This window comes from Mucilaginibacter myungsuensis (assembly GCF_015222005.1).
In the GTDB taxonomy this organism is placed as follows: Bacteria; Bacteroidota; Bacteroidia; order Sphingobacteriales; family Sphingobacteriaceae; genus Mucilaginibacter; species Mucilaginibacter myungsuensis.
Genome location: NZ_JADFFL010000001.1, coordinates 254821 through 275006 on the forward strand (window position 1 = coordinate 254821; position 20186 = coordinate 275006).

A 20186-nucleotide genomic window follows, 5' to 3' on the forward strand; every position below is an offset into this window, starting at 1 on the left:
TTAAAACAGGTTGAGTTGAGTGTGCGAATTTTTTAAATATTTACTGGTCGACTCTGCCAAAATAAATTGCTTGATCCTACTGCCGGTCAGGTCGCGACGTTCAAATTCGCTGCTGTTGCAGGTCACAAAATAACGGGCACGATTTAGGGCGATGCCCAACTTTTTCAAATGATCCCAATTCAGTTTACCGAACTTTCGCGCGCTCACGATCTTATGCGCTGATTGTACGCCTATCCCTGGCACACGCAAGATCAATTGCAGGTCGGCCTTATTAATATCCAGAGGGAATACCTCCATATTACGCAAGGCCCAGCTCAACTTCGGGTCGATGTCCAGATCCAACAATGGCTGGTCGTGATTTACGATCTCGTTCACGTGGAAACCGTAATTGCGCATCAACCAATCGGCCTGGTACAATCTATTCTCCCTGACCATTGGCACGGCGGTATTTAACTCAGGTAAGCGTTTATCAGCCAATACCGGCACATAACCAGAGTAATACACCCGACGCAGCTTATAGCTTTTGTAAAAGCTTGCCGCGGTGTACAGCACCTGCATATCCGTCTCAGGCGTGGCACCAACGATCATCTGAGTACTCTGCCCCGCCGGTGCAAACATTGGCGCTTTCTTAAATAGCTTCTTCTCTTCGGTTCGCTGAATGATCTCGGTCTTTAAAAAGCCCATTGGTTTGATCATTTCCTTGCGGTCTTTTTCAGGTGCTAAGAGTTTGAGTCCCTCCTCGGTCGGCATTTCAAGATTGACACTTAAACGGTCGGCATAAAGTCCGGCCTCCATCATTAGTTCGTCACTTGCTCCGGGGATGGATTTAAGGTGGATATAACCGTTGAATTTATGCTCAGTACGTAACTTCTTGGCTACCCGCACCAGGCGTTCCATAGTAAAGTCGGCATCTTTAAAAATACCTGAGCTAAGAAACAAGCCTTCGATATAATTACGTCGATAAAAATTGATGGTCAGATCCACTACCTCTTGCACAGTAAAGGCCGCCCGTTTGATATCGTTGGTCTTGCGGGATACGCAATAGGCGCAATCAAAAATGCAGTGGTTGGTAAGCAATATCTTCAATAAAGACACACACCGCCCGTCCTCGGTGTATGTATGGCAGATGCCATTGCTGGCATTTCCCAAACCTTTATTTTCATTCTTACGTTTACTCCCGCTCGATGAGCACGATACATCGTATTTTGCCGCATCGGCCAATATATTCAACTTCTCAACTATCCGCTCCTCATTCATTGAGATAAAATTACTAACAATTTTAGTTTAATCATCAAAAAAGATCAGATCTATTTAGAGATTGAGAAGTTAAGAAAGTTTACAAAGGTTAACATTTTTCAAACTGCATAATATTTAAGTATCTGCATACCAAATAGTTATAAATATATCAAGTTAAACGGTGTAAACCCTGGGCGACAAGCGATTGCTAAAATTTACCGCAAAAAACCAATTCTTATATAATGTATGTTTCGTTTTATGAGCAAGGCGACAAAACTTTCTCCGGTGTCCGGTGGTTGCTTTTTAAAAGATCATCATCATGAAAAAATTATATACAGCCGTCGTTACTGCCAAGGGTGGTCGCGAAGGTCACATCACATCGGCAGACGGAATTATTGATCTGGAATTACGCAAACCCGCGGCCATGGGTGGTGAGGACGGTTACGCCAATCCCGAATTGTTATTTGCAGGTGCCTGGGGGAGTTGCTACTTGGGCGCTTTAGGCTCGGTAGCTAAAAAGGATAACATTGATGTGAGCGAAGCAACTGCCCAAGTGCATATCAGCTTTAACCAGGAAAGTGAGACCACTTATGCCTTATCGGCCGAATTACATGTACACATTCCCGGATCGGAATTATCAGAGACCCAACGTTTAGCTGATCTGGCGCATAAGGGTTGCCCGTATTCTAAAGCTACCCGCGGCAACATCGAAGTAAAAGTGATAGCAGTTTGAAATGGAAGAGATGTTAGATATGAGATGTGAGACAGGCTGCGGTATAAGTGACGTGAGCTTTAAAAGCAAGCAAAATGAGCCATATACACAAACGTTAAGATATGTAAAAACTGATCTTTGAGTTATGAAAAACTTAGAAATGATCAATTTAGGAAATAACGGCCCGCTTGTTTCAAAACTGGGATTGGGCTGTATGCGCATGTCGTCGGTATGGGGAAGCGCACATCAGGATGAGGCCGAAAGCATTGCCACCATTAACGAGGCGTTGGATAAAGGCATTAACTTTTTAAACACGGGCGACCTTTTACGGCGCCGGTCATAATGAGTTGCTGGTAGGTAAGGCCATTAAAGGCCGCCGGGACGATGCTTTTATCAGCGTTAAATTTGGCGCGATATTTCATAACGGCCAATGGTTGGGTTTAGATCTTAGACCCATCGCTATCAAAAACTTCATCAATTACTCGCTTACCCGCTTGGGTATAGAGACCATTGACCTGTATCAGCCTTGTCGTATGGATGGCAGCGTACCTGTCGAAGATATTGTTGGTACCGTGGCCGACCTCGTTAAAGAAGGTAAGGTGCGCTACTTAGGCGTATCAGAGATCACTGCCGAACAACTACGGCAGGCTAATAATACTTATCCTGTAAGCGCGCTGGAGATCGGTTACTCGCTTGCCGACCGACAGATCGAGACCGACCTGCTACCAACTGCAAAAGAGTTAGGCATCAGCGTAGTGGCCTTTGCTAATACAGCCGAAGGTTTGCTTACCGGCGACCTGAAAGCACCATTGCCTGCCGATGGCCATCTGTTGCATTTCAGCCGTTTTCAGGGTGATAACCTGGTAAAAAACCTGGAGAAGGTCGAGATATTAAAGCAGCTGGCCACAGACAAAGATGCTACCCCTACCCAACTGGCCATTGCCTGGGTGAACGCCCAAGGTGATCATATTATTGCCATTAGTGAGCATGAGCCGCCGCAAACGCCTGCCCGAAAACATGGCCGCTATGAATATCCAATTTTCTGCAGATGAAATGAACCTGTTGAACACTACCTTTGCACAAGGCGCCATCCTGGGCGGAACCTATTTGCAACGCTAATGACCAACCCTACAGAGATCATCCCGGGAGTTATCTTTTACTCGTATCTGGCAACAAGCCGTAAAGATAAAGTCGGCTTCCTCCAGCACCATACGCTGGTGCTGCAGGTATCGGGCCATTTTAAGCTGGAAACGGCTGGGCAAACGGTGACCATGAACGGCGGCCAAATGCTGCTGATCCGCAAGAACCAGTTGGGGCAGATCACCAAAACTCCGCTACCGGATCAGGATTATGAAACTATTGTGATATCCTTACAGGAAGATCTGTTGCGACAGATCGCTTTAGAAGAACATATCGATATTGACCAAAAATATATCGGCCCGCCAAATATCCTTATTCCGGCTAACGAATTTTTAGCCGGTTATTTTAATTCGATAGTTCCTTACATACGCAATTCATCATCGATATTGACTACCGAGATGGGGCTGATCAAGATCAAAGAGGTGGTGAAATTGCTGATGCATACCATGCCACGGTTAAAAGAATTCCTGTTCGATTTTTCTGAACCTTATAAAATAGATCTGGAGAAATTTATGTTGGGCAACATCCATTTCAACTTGCCGGTAGAGAAGTTCGCTCAACTTACCGGCCGTAGTCTGGCCGCCTTTAAGCGCGATTTTCAAAAGACCTTCGGCCAACCGCCGCGCCAATGGCTGCAAGAACGCAGATTGACCGAAGCCCGGCATTTGATCGAGGCCAAACACCGCAAACCGTCAGCCATTTATTTAGACCTTGGTTTTGAGAGCCTTTCGCATTTTTCGCACACATTTAAAAAGCGGTTCGGGAAGACGCCGAGTGAATTTATTGGGGTTAATATAAATGCCCCGATCGGAAAATTAGCTACCTGATCGCAATAGTCACGACGCTTAAGCTATCATCGGATATATTTTAATGACCTGAGGATCTTGCTCTAAAGCATCACTATCGTAAACAGTTACGAGGTATGGTTTCGCATTCTGATCTTTGAAAAGCATCAGATCTAAATATTCTGCACCTATACTCCCGTTTTGCGAGAGCATTTTTATAGCTTCTGTATCGTTCGCTTGGATCAATTTTTCTATTGCGGTGTATTCCTCCTTAACGAAATAAATTACTTTAAGACTGTCTAATTCGGTTACCGCTGTTATGCCGAATTGATCGTTAGCAAGAATGCTTTTTACAACATATTCATCGTATTCCATAGCTATATTGGTTGATGTGCTAAAACTGAGCAACCTCCCTCTTAGTACTCTCTGGATAAATTGCAGTGCTACAATTTCCGCTGGTGCGATCTTTCTGCCGGATGTCTCGACAAAGGCTCCTGCGCTCTTAACGCTACAGATCCATGTCAGTCGGACGTGGTTGATCTAAACTACCGATGAGTTTAGTGATGCCTAATTTCACGGGTTCAGGTATCTTGTTATCGTCCCGGATCAGTTCTCGAATGAAATCATATTCTGAGTTTGACAACGCCAATAGTCCACTAATGTTGCAGATGAGTCGGTAAACGTCAGGGCTGATCTCAATATTATTATTGTACAGTCGGTTTACAACAAAATCGAACGCAATTTCAGTTTCATTATACTCAAGATATTCTTTAAAGCTATCGACTTCTTTACCACTTACTCCAAGGAATTCAGCAGCTATCAACAATCTCATTATTTGATCATCGACAACTTTCGTGTTTCGCACGTAACTCATATCACACTTTTTACGAAACTATCCGGCCTTGGCCATTAAGATAATTTATCGATATTCCCCCTCTTCCCCAACACACTATTCTTATAACCGAAAGTAAAATAAACGATCAAGCCTAAACATAACCAGATCAGGAAACGCTCCCAGCTTTGGTAAGGCAGTTCGGTCATTAGATAAAAGCAGCTCATTAGGCCTAATACCGGTATAAGCGACAAATTCTTTAAGAATGATAGCACGGTAAGCACCAATGATAAGATGATGAACAGGAAGAAAGGGAATTTATGGTGCAGATTATCACCATCCAACAGTTTGGTAAACGGCTCCCAAAACACTACCATACCGATAACGAACAGTACCGGTACGATGAACTTAGCATTGATATAAGGCAGACGGAAACGGCCTGCAACAGCGGCTTCGCGAGGCATTAATAACACACCACCACAAACTAAAACAAAAGCAAACAAAGTACCTATACTGGTCAGGTCGGTCACTTCGGTCAGGTTCATGAATAAAGCGGGTATTGCTACCACGCAACCAGTCACGATGGTAGCGAACGACGGCGTATGATATTTAGGGTGGATGCGCGAAAAAGCTTTAGGTAACAATCCATCGCGGCTCATGGTCATCCAGATACGTGGCTGGCCCATCTGGAAGATCAATAATACACTGGCTGTTGCGATAACCGCGCTGACAGATATCACATAGCTGATCTTATTTAAACCCACTTTCAGGAAAACGTAAGCCAAAGGATCACCAACGCGAAGGTCTTTGTACGATACCATACCGGTCAAAACCAAGGCGATCAGGATATAAAGTACGGTACAAATTATCAGCGAATAGATCATACCTCTTGGCAGATCACGTTGTGGGTCTTTACATTCCTCGGCCGTGGTAGAGATGGCATCGAAACCGATATAAGCAAAAAACACGCCCGATACCCCCTTCATCACTCCACTAAAACCGTTAGGTAAAAAAGGGCTCCAATTAGCTGGTGTAACATAAAAACAACCGATCAGGATAACCGCTATTACAATGGCTATCTTTAAGAACACCATAGCATTGGTCGCCTTCTTGGTTTCGCGAATGCCGATGTAAACCAGGTAAGTGATAGATACCACGATCAGCAGCGCCGGGATATTACCTATCAATTTAATGCTGCCAAAAGTGGGGGCTGTATCCCAGGCCAAAGCGGCGTTTTTAATGGTGTCGGTTATCTCACTTAACTTTCCGGCTTTAGTCAGTTCTTGCACCGCCTCATGGGCTTTAAAGGCCGACAGGTAATCCAGCGTTAGATATTCGGGGACATGGATACCAAGTCCGGCTAAAAAGTTAACAAAGTAGGTGCTCCATGATATAGCCACGGCAATGTTACCGATAGCGTATTCCATCAGCAGATCCCAGCCGATTATCCAGGCTACCAGTTCGCCGAAAGATGCATAAGCGTAAGTGTAAGCGCTGCCTGCCACCGGGATGCGCGAAGCAAATTCCGCATAACACAAAGCCGAAAACCCGCAGGTGACCGCGGTAAGGATAAACAATAAGGTAACTCCCGGACCGCCGTGAAAAGATGCCTCGCCTATGGTAGAAAAGATGCCCGCCCCTACTACGGCGGCAATACCCATCAGGGTTAAGTCTTTAACGCCTAAGGCCTTGGTCAGATGCACACCTGAGTGCTCGCCATCGCCGAAGCCGTTCTTTACATCATCTAAAATACTTTGTACTGATTTTTTGCGGAATATGCCGTTGGACATGCTATGTTCGGTAGGGTTTCTGTAATATTCAAACCAAACATAATCAATTTTTCGGAATATGAAGTTGTTGTTAAGGTAGTTTGAGGTTTAAGGTCCTGATCTGAGAACTTTAACCCCAAAGCATTCAAAGAAATAGCATAAATGACACTAAGCCCTTAAAATCGTAACAACTTTGTGCAGTTAAAGACTTACGAAGCTTTGAAACCTCGTAAGCCTACCATTAAATTTAATATCCCCTGTTGAAGAGGATGGATATCTGTTACTTCTGATACAAATTATCGATCAGCATATCGTGTTTGCGTTTACGCCTCACCATCAGTATCACAAAAATGATCACCGCTATCACGCTAACGCCAATAATGATCAACGTACCGCTTACCCCTTGCCATTTACCAAAGGTGAGGTACTGGTCGGTCCCATCCAGTTCAGGCGGAGATTTGATGCCCGCGAAGAATGCTTTCATCTCTTCGGCGGCTACATCCTGGCGTTGCTCATCATACAGATACTGGAAAGTGTAAGTTACCGGTTTGGTGTAGAGGATGCGGAACTTGCGTAATTGCACGCCGCTGCCGGTATCTGTACGCAGTACAAAATCGTGCACCTCCAGTTTATTCATAATAGTATCCTTACTATCGGTAATGGTACCTTCGGGCAAACCTGCCTGAACTTCTTTGATATAATCTTTAAATATCTTCTTCAGTTCTTTCTCCTTCTTTAGCACCTTTTGCTCTCCATTTGGCACACGGCTAACGATCATATAACCATAGCGTGAATTAGCGGTATAGGTCTGCTGACCAAGGGTATCTATCTTTCTAACATCGGCCGGTAAAGTAAGACTTACCACCTCATCTAATCGTACCTTTTTTGTGGTCTGGGCAGATCCGGCCAGGCCGAAAAGTACTATATTGAAACTCAATAATATCTTTTTCATAGTACCAATTACAACTATTTGGATATCGAATGGTTTTTGAAAATTTCAGACATGACACATTATCAATGCTTTAACAAATTAAATATCAATATTTTAACTAACAGAATTTAGCTTCGGATTAATTGTACTTTTAACACTTATAAAACATAAAATTAGCCTTATCGGTCGTACCTTTGCGGGCATGTCACCTAATGCTACCTACACCAAATACCCTAAAACAATGTTACGGATGGCCGCCGGGGCCATGTTCTTTATCGTGGGCTTATGCTTTGCCAGTTGGGCATCGCGTATCGCAACTATTCAGCAAACACTCGGATTAAGCGAGGCTGCATTAGGTGGCGTATTATTTGCCTTGCCCGTAGGCTTAATGTTGTCTTTACCATTTGCCGGTTGGGCGGTGAGTAAGATCGGAAGCCGCCGGTTATTGATCATTGCAGCCGTAACCTACGGGATAGCATTGGTAGGCTTAGGTTCGGTAACATCTATTTTTGGACTGATAGTCTGCTTAATATGTTTCGGCTTTGCAAGTAATACAGCCAATATCTCGGTGAACACACAGGCGGTAGCGGCCGAACAATTATACGAGCGGCCTATCCTGGCGTCCTTTCACGGACTTTGGAGTTTGGCCGGATTTGTCGGCGCTGGCATCGGTACTTTTATGATCGATAAACAGATAGCCCCTCAGCAGCATTTTATTATCATTTTAGGTTTGATGATATTGATCGTGGTCATCTGCTCCAGATATCTGAACAATGACCGCAGTATAAGTGACGAGCCAATATTTGTGATGCCCGATAGCTCGCTGATAAAATTGGGTATCATCGCCTTCTGTTCGTTAATGTGTGAAGGAGCGATGTTTGATTGGAGCGTGATCTATTTCAAAAAAGTAGTATCGGTAGACGGCGCGCAAATGGCCGCCGGATACACCGGCTTTATGCTGACCATGGCATCCGGTCGATTTGTGGCTGATAAGTTGGTTCATAAATTCGGGATTAAAAGGATACTACAGATCAGCGGACTATTATCTGCAATTGGTTTGATGATAGCCGTGATCTTCCCGACGTTCTACACCGCCATCATCGGTTTCTTGCTGGTAGGTTTTGGCGTATCGTCTGTAGTGCCATTGGTTTACAGCGAGGCCGGAAAGTCAAAAACCATGCGCCCCAGCGTGGCTTTAGCGGCAGTGTCTACCATCGGTTTTATCGGCTTCCTGATCGGGCCACCAGTGATCGGTTTCATTGCCGGCATTACCGGTAGTTTGCGGTATTCTTTCACGCTGATAGCCGCCATGGGCATGAGCGTTGCGATATTGTCTACAAAAGCGAAGCTGTCTTGAAAGTCCGAAGTCAAAAGTCCGAAGTCAAAAGTCTGAAGTCAAAAGTCTGAAGTCGGATCGTTTATGATCTATTATTTTGACTTTCGACTTGAGGCTTAAGACTTTAGACTTAGAACTCAAGACTTTATAACGTAATCAAACTCCTCATACCCATTCTTAAAGATCAGCTTTAACGGTTCGTGAGGTATGTCGATATCTAAAGATAGCTGACCGATGATCTGCGGCAGATTATCGCGGATGAGTTTCAAGTCGGTCACATGCGGCATGGTGATATGGATGTCTTCACCCATGGGCTTTATCTCCCACCCTTTTAGGTTGGCCTTACTTAACAGGTCTATCCATTTTTCCTGATACGCGCTCATAATAATTGGTTTATTATAAAAAGCAGATGTATCTGCAAAAGGTTTGCCCTAAAATAAAAATGCCCTCCAACGGACATTCCGTGGAGGGCATCTAAACTATAACAAAACCGCTTAGTTAGCAGTGAATTTGTAGATGGTCGATGTTTTGTAAGTTGCGCCCGGTTTTAAAGTAGTGGTCGGGAACTCTGGTTTATTAGGAGAATCAGGATAGTGCTGGGTCTCTAAACAAAGGCCTGTACGGAAATCGTTCTTAGCTTTACCACCTTTTAAGGTGTGCTTACCTTGCATAAAGTTACCGCTGTAAAACTGGATGCCCGGCTCCTCGGTGAATACTTGCATAGTGATGCCGGTCTTGTCGCCTGTTAAGGTGGTGATAGGCGTGGTGATATCGTGCTTGTTCAGTACGTAATTATGATCATAACCTTTACCGTTCTTCAGTTGCTCGTTAGCTTGCTCTATACGGGTACCGATCTTTTCAGGGCCGCGGAAATCGAATGGCGTACCTTCAACTTTCTCGATCTTGCCGGTCGGGATCAGTGTAACGTCAACAGGAGTATAACCATCAGCCGCTATTTGCAAAGTATGGTCAAGGATAGTACCGGTACCGAAGCCGTTCAGGTTCCAATATGCATGGTTGGTCAGGTTAACCACGGTCGGTTTAGTGGTGGTAGCCTCGTAAGCTATTTTTAAGCTGTTATCATCGCCCAAGGTGTAAATTACCTTAGTACTCAGGTCACCCGGGAAGCCCTGGTCGCCATCTTTCGAGGTATAGGTCAGTTCTAACGCGTTCTCGCCTACTTTTGTAGCAGCCCACAGGTGCGAATCGAACCCTACTGTACCGCCGTGCAGGGTGTTCGGTCCATTGTTGGCAGGTAATTTATACTCTTTACCATCTAAGGTAAATTTAGCTTTACCAATACGGTTACCGTAACGACCGATCAGCGCGCCAAAGTAATCGCCTGCGCCCTGGTAAGTGCTTACGCTATCAAAACCAACCACTACGTCGGTCATTTTGCCGTCCTTATCTGGCACTACCAGGCTAACCAATCTGCCGCCGAAGCTGGTGATGGCCGCTTGTACGCCGTTCTTGTTCTTCAAAACGAACAGGTCGGCCTGACCACTATCTACCGCGACCTGGAAACCTTTGGCATCCGGTAACGAGAAAGTTGAAATGGTGGTTGTGCTGGTAGAGCTGCTGTCCGTAGTTTCTGTTTTACTGCTGCTGCCCGAGCCGCCGCAAGCCGTTAAGCCTGCCATGCCTGCTAATAAAAGCCCGGCCGTAATGTTCTTTACGTGAAAATTCATCGTGATGTATGGTGTTTATAATATATGGTTAACAAATGTAAAGCTAACAGGAAATGTTTTGATCCGATACCCCTATCGTTAAATTTTTCAAATAAATTTTGATACTTAGAACTTCTATGTATATTTGAAATACCATGACGACAATTAGTAAAGACCTTATAGCAGCCACATCCACCCCCATTATTTTGGCGGTACTTAATCAGGGCGAAAGTTACGGGTACCAGATCATACAGAAAGTTAAGGAGGCATCTAACGGCCACCTGCAATTTTCGGACGGGACGCTCTACCCTATCTTGCGTAAACTGGAAGACAAAGGATTCATCGTATCTGAATGGCGCATTGCCGAGAACGAGAAACGCCGCCGCTACTACAACATCACCGAACAAGGCCGGGACCATTTTAAAAATGAGCAAACATCCTGGAATATTATGCACCAACTTATCATACAACTATGGAACCAACCCAAAACCATTTTAGCTTAACTACCCAACTTGCCAAATGGCAACAAACCATGGCTCACGGATCGCTCACATCCGACGACCTGACCGAGTTAACAGACCACCTGACCGAAGAAATATCATCGCTCCAAAAAGCCGGATTGAATGATGAAGAAGCCTGGATGGTAGCAAGGCAGCGTATCGGTCAGCCGGTCGTTATAGAAGCTGAGTTCCGTAAGGTAAATCCCGACCATTTAGCTAACCGCAATCTGGTGATGATGTTTTGGGGAGCTATCTTCTTTATGACGCTGCAGATCGTGTGCTTCGCATTGCCGTCTATTATAAACAGTTTTTTCAGGCCTTTAGACAGCAGAGGATTTCCTTCAAACTTATTGTCTGCTACGGATGTGCGCAATATGCTGTATGCTGAGATAGCAATTATTGCTGTGTTTGTTTTAGCAGTAGTATTTAAAGGAAACAGAATTGTGGCATGGTTTTCGGAAATGATAGAAAAATACTACTTCGTATGCTGTCTGTTGTTATTGGTTGCATCTCCTTTTCTCATCAGTTTTAACGATATGATGGTGCTTAACCATCTTATACACGGAATGCGTTCGGTCTACTCACCCGAAATACAGACGGCGGGCGGGGTGTTAAGTTTCGTTATTTATATCCCATTGATCGCTTTTACTGTATTCTACACGTTACGTTACCGTAGTCAGGATATCAGAAACATAGCGTCATTTGCCGGATCGATCAATTGGCAAGCATCACTAATGCTTGGGATCTTGTTTAAGTTAGTCAGTTTATCCACCTATAGTTTTTTTCCGGTCAGCATTTTAAATACAATACTGCCGACGATCATATTCTTTTTTGCAGGTTGGTTAATGGGTCGCTCTAAACGGCCGTGGGTAAATACATTGATACTGCATAGCCCATCCCTCGTATTATTGCCATTGGCGTTACTACCCAATAGCGTTGGTTTTGGGGATATGTTCAACTTTCTTTGCAAATTTGTCCTACCATCCGCGATAGGATGCACATCCAGCATCCTGCTTTACCGAAAGACACAGCTGGCCTAACTAACTTTTTAACCAAAAAAGTCAGTATTTTTCCACAATTAGTTATCTTTTACGTTTCGGTAACACTATTCGTTAAAGCTATTCGGGTAAACATATTACATTTGCATCGCAAACAACAATTGCGGTGCAAACGTATATAGCATAGCAATGATCGCTATTAACAGGTCTGCTTAAATGGATAACCCAAATTCGACGAACGTACATCCCCAAAATAAAAATTCAATTGTGCGCGGCCTGACCGATATGTTCATCAGCCTGTACAAAATATACCTCTTTCTGGCTAAATTTTTTAAAGAAGTTTTTCTGCCGCCCTACGAGTGGAACGAGGTGATGAAGCAGATGTACCAAATTGGTGTACGCTCCTTCACGCTTATTACTTTTACAGGATTTGTTGTCGGGTTGATATTTACCAAGCAATCAAGACCGTCGCTGGCGCAATTTGGCGCTACGTCGTGGATCCCTGGATTAGTTTCTATCGCTATTATGCGTGCCCTTGCCCCTTTGGTTACCGCACTGATCGCTGCCGGTAAAGTAGGATCAAGCATCGGTGCCGAATTAGGCTCCATGCGGGTGACCGAGCAGATAGACGCCATGGAAGTATCAGGTACTAAGCCCTTTAAATATTTGGTCTGCACGCGTATTATCGCGTCAAGTATCGCCATACCTATTTTGGCTATCTATGTAGGCTTTGTGGCCATGATGGGTAGCTATCTGAACGTGCTGGCAGGAGAAGGAACAAGTTTTACCACCTTTATGGCGCAGGTATTCGAGCCGTTATCATTTGTGGATTTTGAAGCATCATTGATCAAGGCCATATTTTTTGGATTTACTATCGGAGTGGTAAGCTGCTATCAAGGCTATTATGCCGATAAAGGTACCGAAGGTGTAGGCAAAGCCGCTAACGCATCCGTAGTTACGGCCATGTTCCTGATTTTCATGGAAGAAGTTATTATTGTACAAGTAGCCGGCTGGTTCCGTTAAAATTATGCAGAAACCAAAAGGACATATCAATTACGACGATACGGTGATCAGCATACGCGGATTGCGCAAATCATTCGGCGACCTGCATATCCTCAAAGGTGTCGATCTGGATCTCTTTCAAGGTGAGAACCTGGTCGTTTTAGGTCGCTCGGGTATGGGTAAATCTGTACTGATCAAGATCATTTCGGGATTATTAAATGCAGACTCTGGAAGCGTAAATGTATTAGGCGAGGAAGTGACTAACATTGCCGAAAAAACATTACAGCAACTACGCTTGAATATCGGATTCTCATTCCAGAACAGCGCCTTGTACGATAGTATGACGGTACGCAAGAATTTGGAATTTCCGCTGGTGCGTAACCACAAAGGCTTGCGCAGGGCAGAGATAGATAACGCTGTCGAAACGGTTTTAGACGCTGTAGGGCTTTCACAAACGATCAATCAAATGCCGTCAGAACTTTCAGGCGGTCAGCGTAAGCGTATCGGTATTGCAAGGACATTGATCCTGCAACCCAAGATCATGCTTTATGATGAGCCTACTGCAGGTCTGGATCCGATCACCTGTATCGAGATCAATGATCTAATCAATGAGGTGCAGCAGCGTTACAAAACATCATCAATTATTATTACACACGATATGACTTGCGCCAAGCAAACCGGCGACCGCATGGCGATCCTGCTCGACGGGCAATTTCAGCGCCAGGGCAGTTTCGACGAGGTTTTTGCAACCGACGATGACCGTGTGAGACCATTTTACGATTATAATTTTATACAATAGATATTTAACATGGATCCAAAAGAAAACAAACGTGCTATAACCGTAGGGATTTTTATCTTCCTTGGTATCGCGCTTTTTGTGCTGGGTATATTTACTTTGGGCAATGGCCAAAAAAGTTTTGGTGGCGGCTTAAATGTTAGCGCGGTGTTTAACGATGTGGGCGGTCTTAAAAAAGGCGGCGCAGTATGGTTCTCGGGCGTAAAGGTGGGTAACATCACCGATATCCGCTTTACCGGCCCGTCTGAAGTGACGGTTAAAATGACCATCGACGAAAAGATACAATCGTATGTGCATAACAATGCCGGGGTAAAGATCAGTTCGGACGGATTGATCGGTAACAAGATCATCGTGCTGGATCCTGGTAGCTCGCACGCACCGGTTATACAGAACGGCGATGTGCTGCATGCGGAAAAGATCTTATCTACCGAAGAGATCACCAAGACCTTGCAAGAGAACAATATCAACCTGCTATCTATTACTAATGACCTTAAAAAGGTGACCAAACAAATGGCCGAAGGTAAAGGCGTTGTCGGTACGCTTTTAAGCGATAGCGTACTGGCAGACAAGTTCCGCAGCATTGTTCAAAACCTGAATGCTACTACTTTAGCCACGCAACGCATGGCCGGCGACCTGCAAAAATTCGGCACAAAACTAAATAGCAAAGGTACATTGGCGGATAACCTGCTGACAGATACGTCGACTTACAAAAAACTGACCGCATCTGTAAACAACCTAAAGCAGACCACTGCCAGCGCTGCCCAGATGGTTGACAATATGAATAAAGCCAGCGATAAGCTGAATGGTACTAATAGCATTATTGGCGTATTGCTGAACGACCCTAAAGGTGCGGTGAAAGTTCAAAGTTCTCTCAACTACCTGCAAGAAGCCAGCATCAAACTGAATGATGATCTGGAGGCTGTCCAACATAACTTCTTCTTAAAAGGCTTCTTCAAGAAACGCGAGAAAGCAAAAGCGGATAGCATTAAAGCTGCCGAAAAGAGCAGACAATAGAGAACACGTATAAAGCGAAAGGCGTTTTGGATAACCAGAACGACTTTCGTTTTTATATACCGAAGGTTTTACCTTCTATAGCCAAGTCCGTTTCGGGGAATGCTGTTCGGGCCTCGTCCAGTAATTCGTTAAGGGTTTTGTAGCGTGCTGAAAAATGCCCGATGATCAGCTTTTGCGCGTTAACCTTTTGGGCTACCTCGCCGGCTTGCAATGCGGTGGTATGGAACGTCTCTTTAGCCCTATTCAACATATTGTGCAGAAAGGTAGCCTCGTGATAAAGCATATCCGTACCGGCTATCTGTTCAAAATAACTTTCGTTGTAAATAGTATCCGAGCAGTAAGCATACGACCGCGGACGGTCAGAGTCCGTGGTCAATTCCTGATTGTAATAGGTCTTGCCTTTCAGGTCGGTGTAGTTCTCCCCTTTTTTTAGTTTAGAATAATACTCCACGGGGATGTTCAATTGCTCTACTTTTTCTTTGATCAGCTTACGCAGGCGCTTCTTCTCTTTAAAGATAAAGCCCGTGCAGGCGATGCGGTGACTGAGCGGAATACTCTCCACGATAACATCCTGATTATCCAGTAGAACCGCAGGTGCGGACGGATCGGTAAAAACGTATTCGATAGGATAATTGATATGACTTTCGGAATATTGGAAGTTAAGCTCGATGATGTCCTTTAGTTGCGGCGGACAAAAGAGGTAAAGAGCTTTAGTGCGGCCATTAAGATTAAGGGATGATAGAAGGCCTATAAGTCCGAGATAATGATCACCGTGAAGGTGGCTGATGAAGATATGATCTATACGGCTGGCTTTAACATCAAAGCGCAGCATTTGCTGCTGGGTACCCTCGCCGCAATCTATCAGGTACAGGCGCTCGTTTACATTAAGCGCCTGTGCCGTAGGGTTTCTGTTGAAAATAGGTGTTGCTGAACTGCTTCCAAGTATGGTGACCTCGAATTTCATTACTCTGTAACGATCGCCAGCCTATTTTGCTTCTTTTTTTAATTCTTTTTCGATCTCTTCCATAAAGATCAGGTCAATAGCCTCGTCAACGGTCTGCACGATGGTCAAAACCGAGTCTAATTGAGATATGGTGATCAAACGGGCAACCGCCTCATTTAAACCTACCATAATGAAAGAGCCATCCGCATTTTTACACAAACGGTGGCCGACCAGCAAGCTGCTTAAACCGGATGAATCGGCAAACTTTACCTGCGACAGATCCAGAACGATATTGCGCTGACCTTCAGCATTTACCAATATCAATTCAGATTTAAGTTGTGGTGTAACTAACGAGTTGATCTTCGACTCATTTAGTTTTATCAATACATATTTTTCGTGTTTATCAACAGAAAACTTCATGTTATATCCTTATAATTTAGAACAGCTAAGATATGATTTATTTGTCCAATACAATAAAAAAGCAAATTTAACTATTAGTTGGTGTGTCTGCTCTTTGCGGATATTTTGCAGGTCCTATTTAATGCATCTAAACCATTATAGATCCCCAAGTTGTAACCAGAGTGGTAATATCCGTCAAACCTATAATAACCCCTCACATTTCTTTCGAACTTGTTGCATGGTAACTCCCGCCGCAAAACGCTAAGTTTGCACTAACCAATTATTCCAGGTCTTATGAAGGAAGTAGTTATTGTTGCAGCAACGCGTACCCCTATCGGTAGTTTCGGCGGTGCTTTATCATCCCTAAGCGCCACGCAGTTAGGCGGTATCGTTATTAAAAGTTCGGTCGAGAAGGCGGGTTTAAAGCCTGACCAAATACAAGAAGTTTATTTCGGCAATGTGATGTCGGCCAATTTAGGGCAAGCTCCGGCTACCCAGGCGGCAAAATTTGGCGGATTGCCAGATCTGCCTGCAACTACCATTAACAAGGTTTGTGCATCAGGCACTAAGGCTATTATGTTAGCGGTCCAAAGTATCGCTTTAGGTGATAACGACATTGTTATTGCCGGTGGTATGGAGAGCATGAGCAATATTCCTTATTACCTTGATAAAGCCCGCAATGGTTATCGTTTAGGTCATGGCCAACTGATAGATGGCTTGGTGAAGGACGGTCTTTGGGATGTTTACAACGATTGTCACATGGGATCTGCCGCCGAACTTTGTGCTGACGAATGCAAGATCAGTCGCGAGGATCAGGATGCGTTTGCAATTGAGTCATATAAACGATCACAACAATCCATTGCTGATGGTAAGTTTAAAGACGAGATCACCCCGATCGAGATCAAAGACCGCAAGGGCGATATTGTTATAAATACAGATGAAGAGCCATCTGCTGTAAAATTTGACAAGATACCTTCTTTAAAACCTGTTTTTAAGAAGGATGGCACGGTGACCGCGGCCAATGCATCAACCTTGAACGACGGCGCGGCTGCATTGGTATTGATGAGTCGCGAAAAAGCCGACGAGTTAGGCATCAAGCCGCTTGCACGAGTGGTAGCTTATGCTGATGCACAGCAAGCTCCTGAGTGGTTCACTACGGCACCTGCTAAAGCTATTCCATTGGCCTTGCATAAAGCTGGATTATCGACAGATGACATTGATTTTTTCGAGATCAACGAAGCATTCTCGGTTGTCGCGATAGCTAATAACCAGGCGTTAAAGATAGACCCGTCCAAGGTGAACGTTAACGGTGGCGCCGTTTCATTGGGGCATCCGCTGGGCGCTTCGGGTGCAAGGATCGTGGTAACATTGATAAACGTTTTGAGCCAAAATAATGGTAAATTTGGCGTGGCGGGCATTTGCAACGGTGGCGGTGGCGCCAGTGCAATTGTTATCGAAAATTTACGTTAACTGGTTATGATCAAAAAGCTTACGGTATTTTTTATTGCAATGCTATTCACCATGGGCGCAATGGCCCAACATTCTGATGAGGGCACACGCATCCGTCAACTGAATGTGTATCAGGATACTTTAAAAAAACTGGGCCGTAAGATATTTGACGAAGACTTGGACATGGAGCGCAAGAATGCTAACTACGCTTATATCAGATTACTGACCAGCGCCTTAAAGGTCAACAATTCATTCTACTACAAGTTCGATTCGGTAAAGACGATGAGCGTGATTACGGCGCCGGATAACAAGTTCAGGGTGTTCAGCTGGTTCGTAAAGAATGATGACGGCAGTTACCGCTTTTACGGTACGCTGCAAATGAATACCGGCGGTCCGCTGAAGATGTTCCCGCTTGGCGACCATTCCCCGCTGATCAAAAACCCTGAGGATTCTATTCGAACTAATCGCGAATGGTACGGCGCGCAATACTATAACATTATCCCCGTGAACGGGCTTAAAAAGTACTATGTGCTATTAGGCTGGAAGGGCAACACCATCGAATCGACCAAGAAAGTGATCGAGGTAATATCCTTCAACGCGCAAGGTGAGCCTGAGTTCGGTCAGCCCGTTTTTGATGGCAATAGCAAGACAAGACAACGCGTAGTATTTGAATATAACAGACAGGCATCCATGATGTTGCGCTATGTCCCTGCCGAGAACCTGATCGTGTTTGACCACCTTGCCCCTCCCGATAAAAAGATGGCAGGGCAAAAAAACATGTACGGCCCGGATCTGAGTTACGATGGGTATAAATTAAAGGGCGCCCGCTGGCAATTTGTGGAGAATATAGATATGAAGAACATGTCAAGCGAGGACGATGCCAAGTATATCACACCCGAGCCTCAGCCCAAGATCAACGGTATCCGGAAACCCGCGAGAGGAAAATAAACCTACAGGTTGCCCTGCCATACAGCACGTATGTTGGTCAATATTAATGCAACATTATATCAGGGTTGGTAATAAATTCAGCATTAAATTTTGATTTGGCAGAATTGTAGTATTTTAGAAAAATTTTAACTGACATTATATATGGCGAATGAGACACTGGCAGTGCCAGCCGAAAAGAAAGCAAGGTATCCCCGAAGTATCCCCTTTATCATCGGGAACGAAGCAGCCGAGCGATTTAGCTTTTATGGTATGCGATCGATACTTGCAACCTTCCTTGTAGCACAATTTTTTAACCCCACCCACAACCCGGCCTTACAAACCGTAGCCGAAGCTCAGGCCAACCAAAGTACTCACTTTTTTGTAACCCTTGCCTATACCCTACCTTTCTTAGGCGCATTGATAGCCGATTGGTTCACAGGTAAATACAAGATCATTTTATGGGTATCTATCATTTATTGTTTTGGTCACTTATGCCTTGCCATTTTTGATGATAACCTTAACGGTTTCATTTTTGGTGTGATCGTTGTGGCGGTCGGCGCAGGTGGTATCAAATCCTGTGTGGCAGCCAACGTCGGCGACCAGTTCGATAAGACAAATCAAACGCTATTATCCAAAGTTTACGGCTGGTTTTATTTCAGTATCAACGCCGGATCTATGGTAGCGACAGTATTGATCCCATGGGTTTACGCTAATTACGGTGCCAGTTTAGCATTTGGTATCCCGGGTATATTGATGGCATTAGCTACGATCATTTTCTTTTCGGGTCGCAAAATGTATGTGAGGGTCCCTCCTTCGGGTATCAACAAAAATAACTTTGTATTTATCTCCTTATACGCGTTGTTCAACCTTGGCAAAAAGCAAAAAGGCCAGTCTTGGTTAGATGTTGCTAAAGGACCTTACAATCCTGAAAAAGTTGAAGGCATTAAAGCGGTTTACCGTGTATTGGCGGTATTTGCATTCGTCCCGATATTTTGGGCCATGTGGGATCAAAACCTGTCTGAATGGGTATTACAAGCCGAAAAATTGGACCGTCATATCGTATTAGGTCCGCTGGATTTTACGGTATTGGCCGGTCAGGTACAAACAGTTAACCCTGTGTTCCTTTTGTTGTTCATTCCGATATTCAACTACTTCGTTTATCCTTTCTTTAGAAAGATCGGCATCAACCCAACACCGCTACGCCGTATCGGTACAGGTCTGGCATTGACCGGCTTATCATTCGTTATCATTGCGTTTGTGCAGGGGAATGTTGATAAGGGCGCTCATCCATCGGTTTGGTGGCAGATATTCGCTTACGTTATCTTATCGGCAGGTGAAGTAATGGTTTCAATAACCGGTTTAGAATACGCTTATACACAAGCACCTAAATCAATGAAATCGACGATGGGCGCTATATGGTTATTGACCGTAGCTGCAGGTAACTACTTCGACGTGATCGTGAACGGAAGTATCGCCAGCGGTGGTTACTTTTCTAAATTTGTAGGTGCTGATTTTTACTGGTTATTCGCAGGTATATGTGCCGCGTTCCTATTGGTGTTCCTGTTCGTGTCGCCACGATTAAAAGAGCGTAACTACATCGAGCAACCCGAAGAAGAGGCTGAAGCCGCTGCGATCTCTACAAATCTGTAATTCAATAACAAAGTAACATTTATAGCGATGTTGTTTAACCGTTAAATAAGGTTAAAAGCATCGCTATATTTGTATTATAAAATATAAGCCCTTAGCTTCG

The 20186-nt window shown here is 44.5% G+C and carries 22 protein-coding genes; 13 read left to right on the top strand and 9 right to left on the bottom strand.

All coding sequences use genetic code 11. From position 1 onward, the window contains the following. Complete coding sequence (locus tag IRJ16_RS01110; protein ID WP_194109673.1) at positions 1-1257, bottom strand: putative DNA modification/repair radical SAM protein; 1257 nt, start codon at positions 1255-1257, stop codon at positions 1-3. A gap of 298 nt (positions 1258-1555) precedes the next feature. Here IRJ16_RS01110 and IRJ16_RS01115 point away from each other — a divergent pair, with 298 nt between their 5' ends. The 4 genes from IRJ16_RS01115 to IRJ16_RS01125 all read left to right on the top strand — a co-directional run bounded on the left by IRJ16_RS01115 (position 1556) and on the right by IRJ16_RS01125 (position 3915). Further along, the gene (locus IRJ16_RS01115) at positions 1556-1969 is read left to right on the top strand and encodes an Ohr family peroxiredoxin (protein WP_194109674.1); all 414 of its coding nucleotides are present in this window, start codon (positions 1556-1558) and stop codon (positions 1967-1969) included. A gap of 124 nt (positions 1970-2093) precedes the next feature. After that, positions 2094-2291: a hypothetical protein gene (locus tag IRJ16_RS22800; RefSeq protein WP_228079707.1), complete on the top strand. Its 198-nt coding sequence runs from the start codon at positions 2094-2096 to the stop codon at positions 2289-2291. A gap of 4 nt (positions 2292-2295) precedes the next feature. Beyond that, on the top strand, positions 2296-3000 hold the full coding sequence (locus tag IRJ16_RS01120) for an aldo/keto reductase (protein WP_228079708.1): 705 nt from the start codon (positions 2296-2298) through the stop codon (positions 2998-3000). A 66-nt stretch (positions 3001-3066) separates the two neighbouring features. Beyond that, positions 3067-3915: an AraC family transcriptional regulator gene (locus IRJ16_RS01125; protein ID WP_194109675.1), complete on the top strand. Its 849-nt coding sequence runs from the start codon at positions 3067-3069 to the stop codon at positions 3913-3915. A gap of 18 nt (positions 3916-3933) precedes the next feature. Here the strand turns inward: IRJ16_RS01125 and IRJ16_RS01130 are convergent, their stop codons facing one another. The 4 genes from IRJ16_RS01130 to IRJ16_RS01145 all read right to left on the bottom strand — a co-directional run bounded on the left by IRJ16_RS01130 (position 3934) and on the right by IRJ16_RS01145 (position 7426). Then, entirely contained in the window at positions 3934-4248 is a 315-nt protein-coding gene (locus tag IRJ16_RS01130; RefSeq protein ID WP_194109676.1) for a hypothetical protein, read from the bottom strand. A 133-nt stretch (positions 4249-4381) separates the two neighbouring features. Then, positions 4382-4747, bottom strand: coding sequence for a MafI family immunity protein (locus IRJ16_RS01135; RefSeq protein ID WP_194109677.1), 366 nt, complete (start codon positions 4745-4747; stop codon positions 4382-4384). Positions 4748-4782: 35 nt separating this feature from the next. Further along, positions 4783-6495, bottom strand: coding sequence for an amino acid permease (locus IRJ16_RS01140; RefSeq protein ID WP_194109678.1), 1713 nt, complete (start codon positions 6493-6495; stop codon positions 4783-4785). Positions 6496-6754: 259 nt separating this feature from the next. Further along, the gene (locus IRJ16_RS01145; protein ID WP_194109679.1) at positions 6755-7426 is read right to left on the bottom strand and encodes a hypothetical protein; all 672 of its coding nucleotides are present in this window, start codon (positions 7424-7426) and stop codon (positions 6755-6757) included. 181 nt (positions 7427-7607) lie between these two features. Between IRJ16_RS01145 and IRJ16_RS01150 the strand changes: the two genes are divergently transcribed. Further along, the gene (locus IRJ16_RS01150) at positions 7608-8762 is read left to right on the top strand and encodes an MFS transporter (protein ID WP_228079714.1); all 1155 of its coding nucleotides are present in this window, start codon (positions 7608-7610) and stop codon (positions 8760-8762) included. A 116-nt stretch (positions 8763-8878) separates the two neighbouring features. Here the strand turns inward: IRJ16_RS01150 and IRJ16_RS01155 are convergent, their stop codons facing one another. Together IRJ16_RS01155 and IRJ16_RS01160 are read right to left on the bottom strand one after the other, a co-directional pair. After that, complete coding sequence (locus IRJ16_RS01155) at positions 8879-9124, bottom strand: hypothetical protein (protein WP_194109680.1); 246 nt, start codon at positions 9122-9124, stop codon at positions 8879-8881. 111 nt (positions 9125-9235) lie between these two features. Beyond that, on the bottom strand, positions 9236-10429 hold the full coding sequence (locus IRJ16_RS01160; protein WP_228079717.1) for an aldose epimerase family protein: 1194 nt from the start codon (positions 10427-10429) through the stop codon (positions 9236-9238). Positions 10430-10563: 134 nt separating this feature from the next. On the opposite strand from IRJ16_RS01160, the gene IRJ16_RS01165 reads away from it, so the two are divergent. The 5 genes from IRJ16_RS01165 (at position 10564) to IRJ16_RS01185 (ending at position 14718) form a co-directional block, all read left to right on the top strand. Further along, a complete protein-coding gene (locus IRJ16_RS01165; protein WP_194109681.1) occupies positions 10564-10911 on the top strand; it encodes a PadR family transcriptional regulator in 348 nt (115 codons plus the stop codon). After that, complete coding sequence (locus IRJ16_RS01170; protein ID WP_194109682.1) at positions 10881-11948, top strand: hypothetical protein; 1068 nt, start codon at positions 10881-10883, stop codon at positions 11946-11948. The genes IRJ16_RS01165 and IRJ16_RS01170 overlap by 31 nt, the downstream gene beginning before the upstream one ends. A 174-nt stretch (positions 11949-12122) precedes the next feature. Next, positions 12123-12929: an MlaE family ABC transporter permease gene (locus IRJ16_RS01175; protein WP_194109683.1), complete on the top strand. Its 807-nt coding sequence runs from the start codon at positions 12123-12125 to the stop codon at positions 12927-12929. A gap of 4 nt (positions 12930-12933) precedes the next feature. Then, complete coding sequence (locus IRJ16_RS01180; protein WP_194109684.1) at positions 12934-13707, top strand: ABC transporter ATP-binding protein; 774 nt, start codon at positions 12934-12936, stop codon at positions 13705-13707. Between the two features lie 9 nt (positions 13708-13716). Next, positions 13717-14718: an MlaD family protein gene (locus tag IRJ16_RS01185; RefSeq protein WP_194109685.1), complete on the top strand. Its 1002-nt coding sequence runs from the start codon at positions 13717-13719 to the stop codon at positions 14716-14718. Positions 14719-14770: 52 nt separating this feature from the next. On the opposite strand, the gene IRJ16_RS01190 is transcribed toward IRJ16_RS01185, so the two are convergent. Further along, a complete protein-coding gene (locus IRJ16_RS01190) occupies positions 14771-15682 on the bottom strand; it encodes a ribonuclease Z (protein ID WP_194109686.1) in 912 nt (303 codons plus the stop codon). 21 nt (positions 15683-15703) lie between these two features. Continuing rightward, the gene (locus tag IRJ16_RS01195) at positions 15704-16081 is read right to left on the bottom strand and encodes an STAS domain-containing protein (RefSeq protein WP_194109687.1); all 378 of its coding nucleotides are present in this window, start codon (positions 16079-16081) and stop codon (positions 15704-15706) included. Positions 16082-16354: 273 nt separating this feature from the next. Here IRJ16_RS01195 and IRJ16_RS01200 point away from each other — a divergent pair, with 273 nt between their 5' ends. The 3 genes from IRJ16_RS01200 to IRJ16_RS01210 all read left to right on the top strand — a co-directional run bounded on the left by IRJ16_RS01200 (position 16355) and on the right by IRJ16_RS01210 (position 20086). After that, positions 16355-17530, top strand: coding sequence for an acetyl-CoA C-acyltransferase (locus IRJ16_RS01200; protein ID WP_194109688.1), 1176 nt, complete (start codon positions 16355-16357; stop codon positions 17528-17530). A gap of 6 nt (positions 17531-17536) precedes the next feature. Continuing rightward, positions 17537-18457, top strand: coding sequence for a hypothetical protein (locus IRJ16_RS01205; RefSeq protein WP_194109689.1), 921 nt, complete (start codon positions 17537-17539; stop codon positions 18455-18457). Positions 18458-18598: 141 nt separating this feature from the next. Further along, entirely contained in the window at positions 18599-20086 is a 1488-nt protein-coding gene (locus tag IRJ16_RS01210) for a POT family MFS transporter (protein ID WP_194109690.1), read from the top strand. Positions 20087-20186 lie beyond the last annotated feature (100 nt).

Coding starts and splice junctions, on each gene's coding strand:
- IRJ16_RS01110 (WP_194109673.1), bottom strand. CDS start 1,257: ATGAATGAGGAGCGGATAGTTGAGAAGTTGAATATATTGGCCGATGCG.
- IRJ16_RS01115 (WP_194109674.1), top strand. CDS start 1,556: ATGAAAAAATTATATACAGCCGTCGTTACTGCCAAGGGTGGTCGCGAA.
- IRJ16_RS22800 (WP_228079707.1), top strand. CDS start 2,094: ATGAAAAACTTAGAAATGATCAATTTAGGAAATAACGGCCCGCTTGTT.
- IRJ16_RS01125 (WP_194109675.1), top strand. CDS start 3,067: ATGACCAACCCTACAGAGATCATCCCGGGAGTTATCTTTTACTCGTAT.
- IRJ16_RS01130 (WP_194109676.1), bottom strand. CDS start 4,248: ATGGAATACGATGAATATGTTGTAAAAAGCATTCTTGCTAACGATCAA.
- IRJ16_RS01135 (WP_194109677.1), bottom strand. CDS start 4,747: ATGAGTTACGTGCGAAACACGAAAGTTGTCGATGATCAAATAATGAGA.
- IRJ16_RS01140 (WP_194109678.1), bottom strand. CDS start 6,495: ATGTCCAACGGCATATTCCGCAAAAAATCAGTACAAAGTATTTTAGAT.
- IRJ16_RS01145 (WP_194109679.1), bottom strand. CDS start 7,426: ATGAAAAAGATATTATTGAGTTTCAATATAGTACTTTTCGGCCTGGCC.
- IRJ16_RS01150 (WP_228079714.1), top strand. CDS start 7,608: ATGTCACCTAATGCTACCTACACCAAATACCCTAAAACAATGTTACGG.
- IRJ16_RS01155 (WP_194109680.1), bottom strand. CDS start 9,124: ATGAGCGCGTATCAGGAAAAATGGATAGACCTGTTAAGTAAGGCCAAC.
- IRJ16_RS01160 (WP_228079717.1), bottom strand. CDS start 10,429: ATGAATTTTCACGTAAAGAACATTACGGCCGGGCTTTTATTAGCAGGC.
- IRJ16_RS01165 (WP_194109681.1), top strand. CDS start 10,564: ATGACGACAATTAGTAAAGACCTTATAGCAGCCACATCCACCCCCATT.
- IRJ16_RS01170 (WP_194109682.1), top strand. CDS start 10,881: ATGGAACCAACCCAAAACCATTTTAGCTTAACTACCCAACTTGCCAAA.
- IRJ16_RS01175 (WP_194109683.1), top strand. CDS start 12,123: ATGGATAACCCAAATTCGACGAACGTACATCCCCAAAATAAAAATTCA.
- IRJ16_RS01180 (WP_194109684.1), top strand. CDS start 12,934: ATGCAGAAACCAAAAGGACATATCAATTACGACGATACGGTGATCAGC.
- IRJ16_RS01185 (WP_194109685.1), top strand. CDS start 13,717: ATGGATCCAAAAGAAAACAAACGTGCTATAACCGTAGGGATTTTTATC.
- IRJ16_RS01190 (WP_194109686.1), bottom strand. CDS start 15,682: ATGAAATTCGAGGTCACCATACTTGGAAGCAGTTCAGCAACACCTATT.
- IRJ16_RS01195 (WP_194109687.1), bottom strand. CDS start 16,081: ATGAAGTTTTCTGTTGATAAACACGAAAAATATGTATTGATAAAACTA.
- IRJ16_RS01200 (WP_194109688.1), top strand. CDS start 16,355: ATGAAGGAAGTAGTTATTGTTGCAGCAACGCGTACCCCTATCGGTAGT.
- IRJ16_RS01205 (WP_194109689.1), top strand. CDS start 17,537: ATGATCAAAAAGCTTACGGTATTTTTTATTGCAATGCTATTCACCATG.
- IRJ16_RS01210 (WP_194109690.1), top strand. CDS start 18,599: ATGGCGAATGAGACACTGGCAGTGCCAGCCGAAAAGAAAGCAAGGTAT.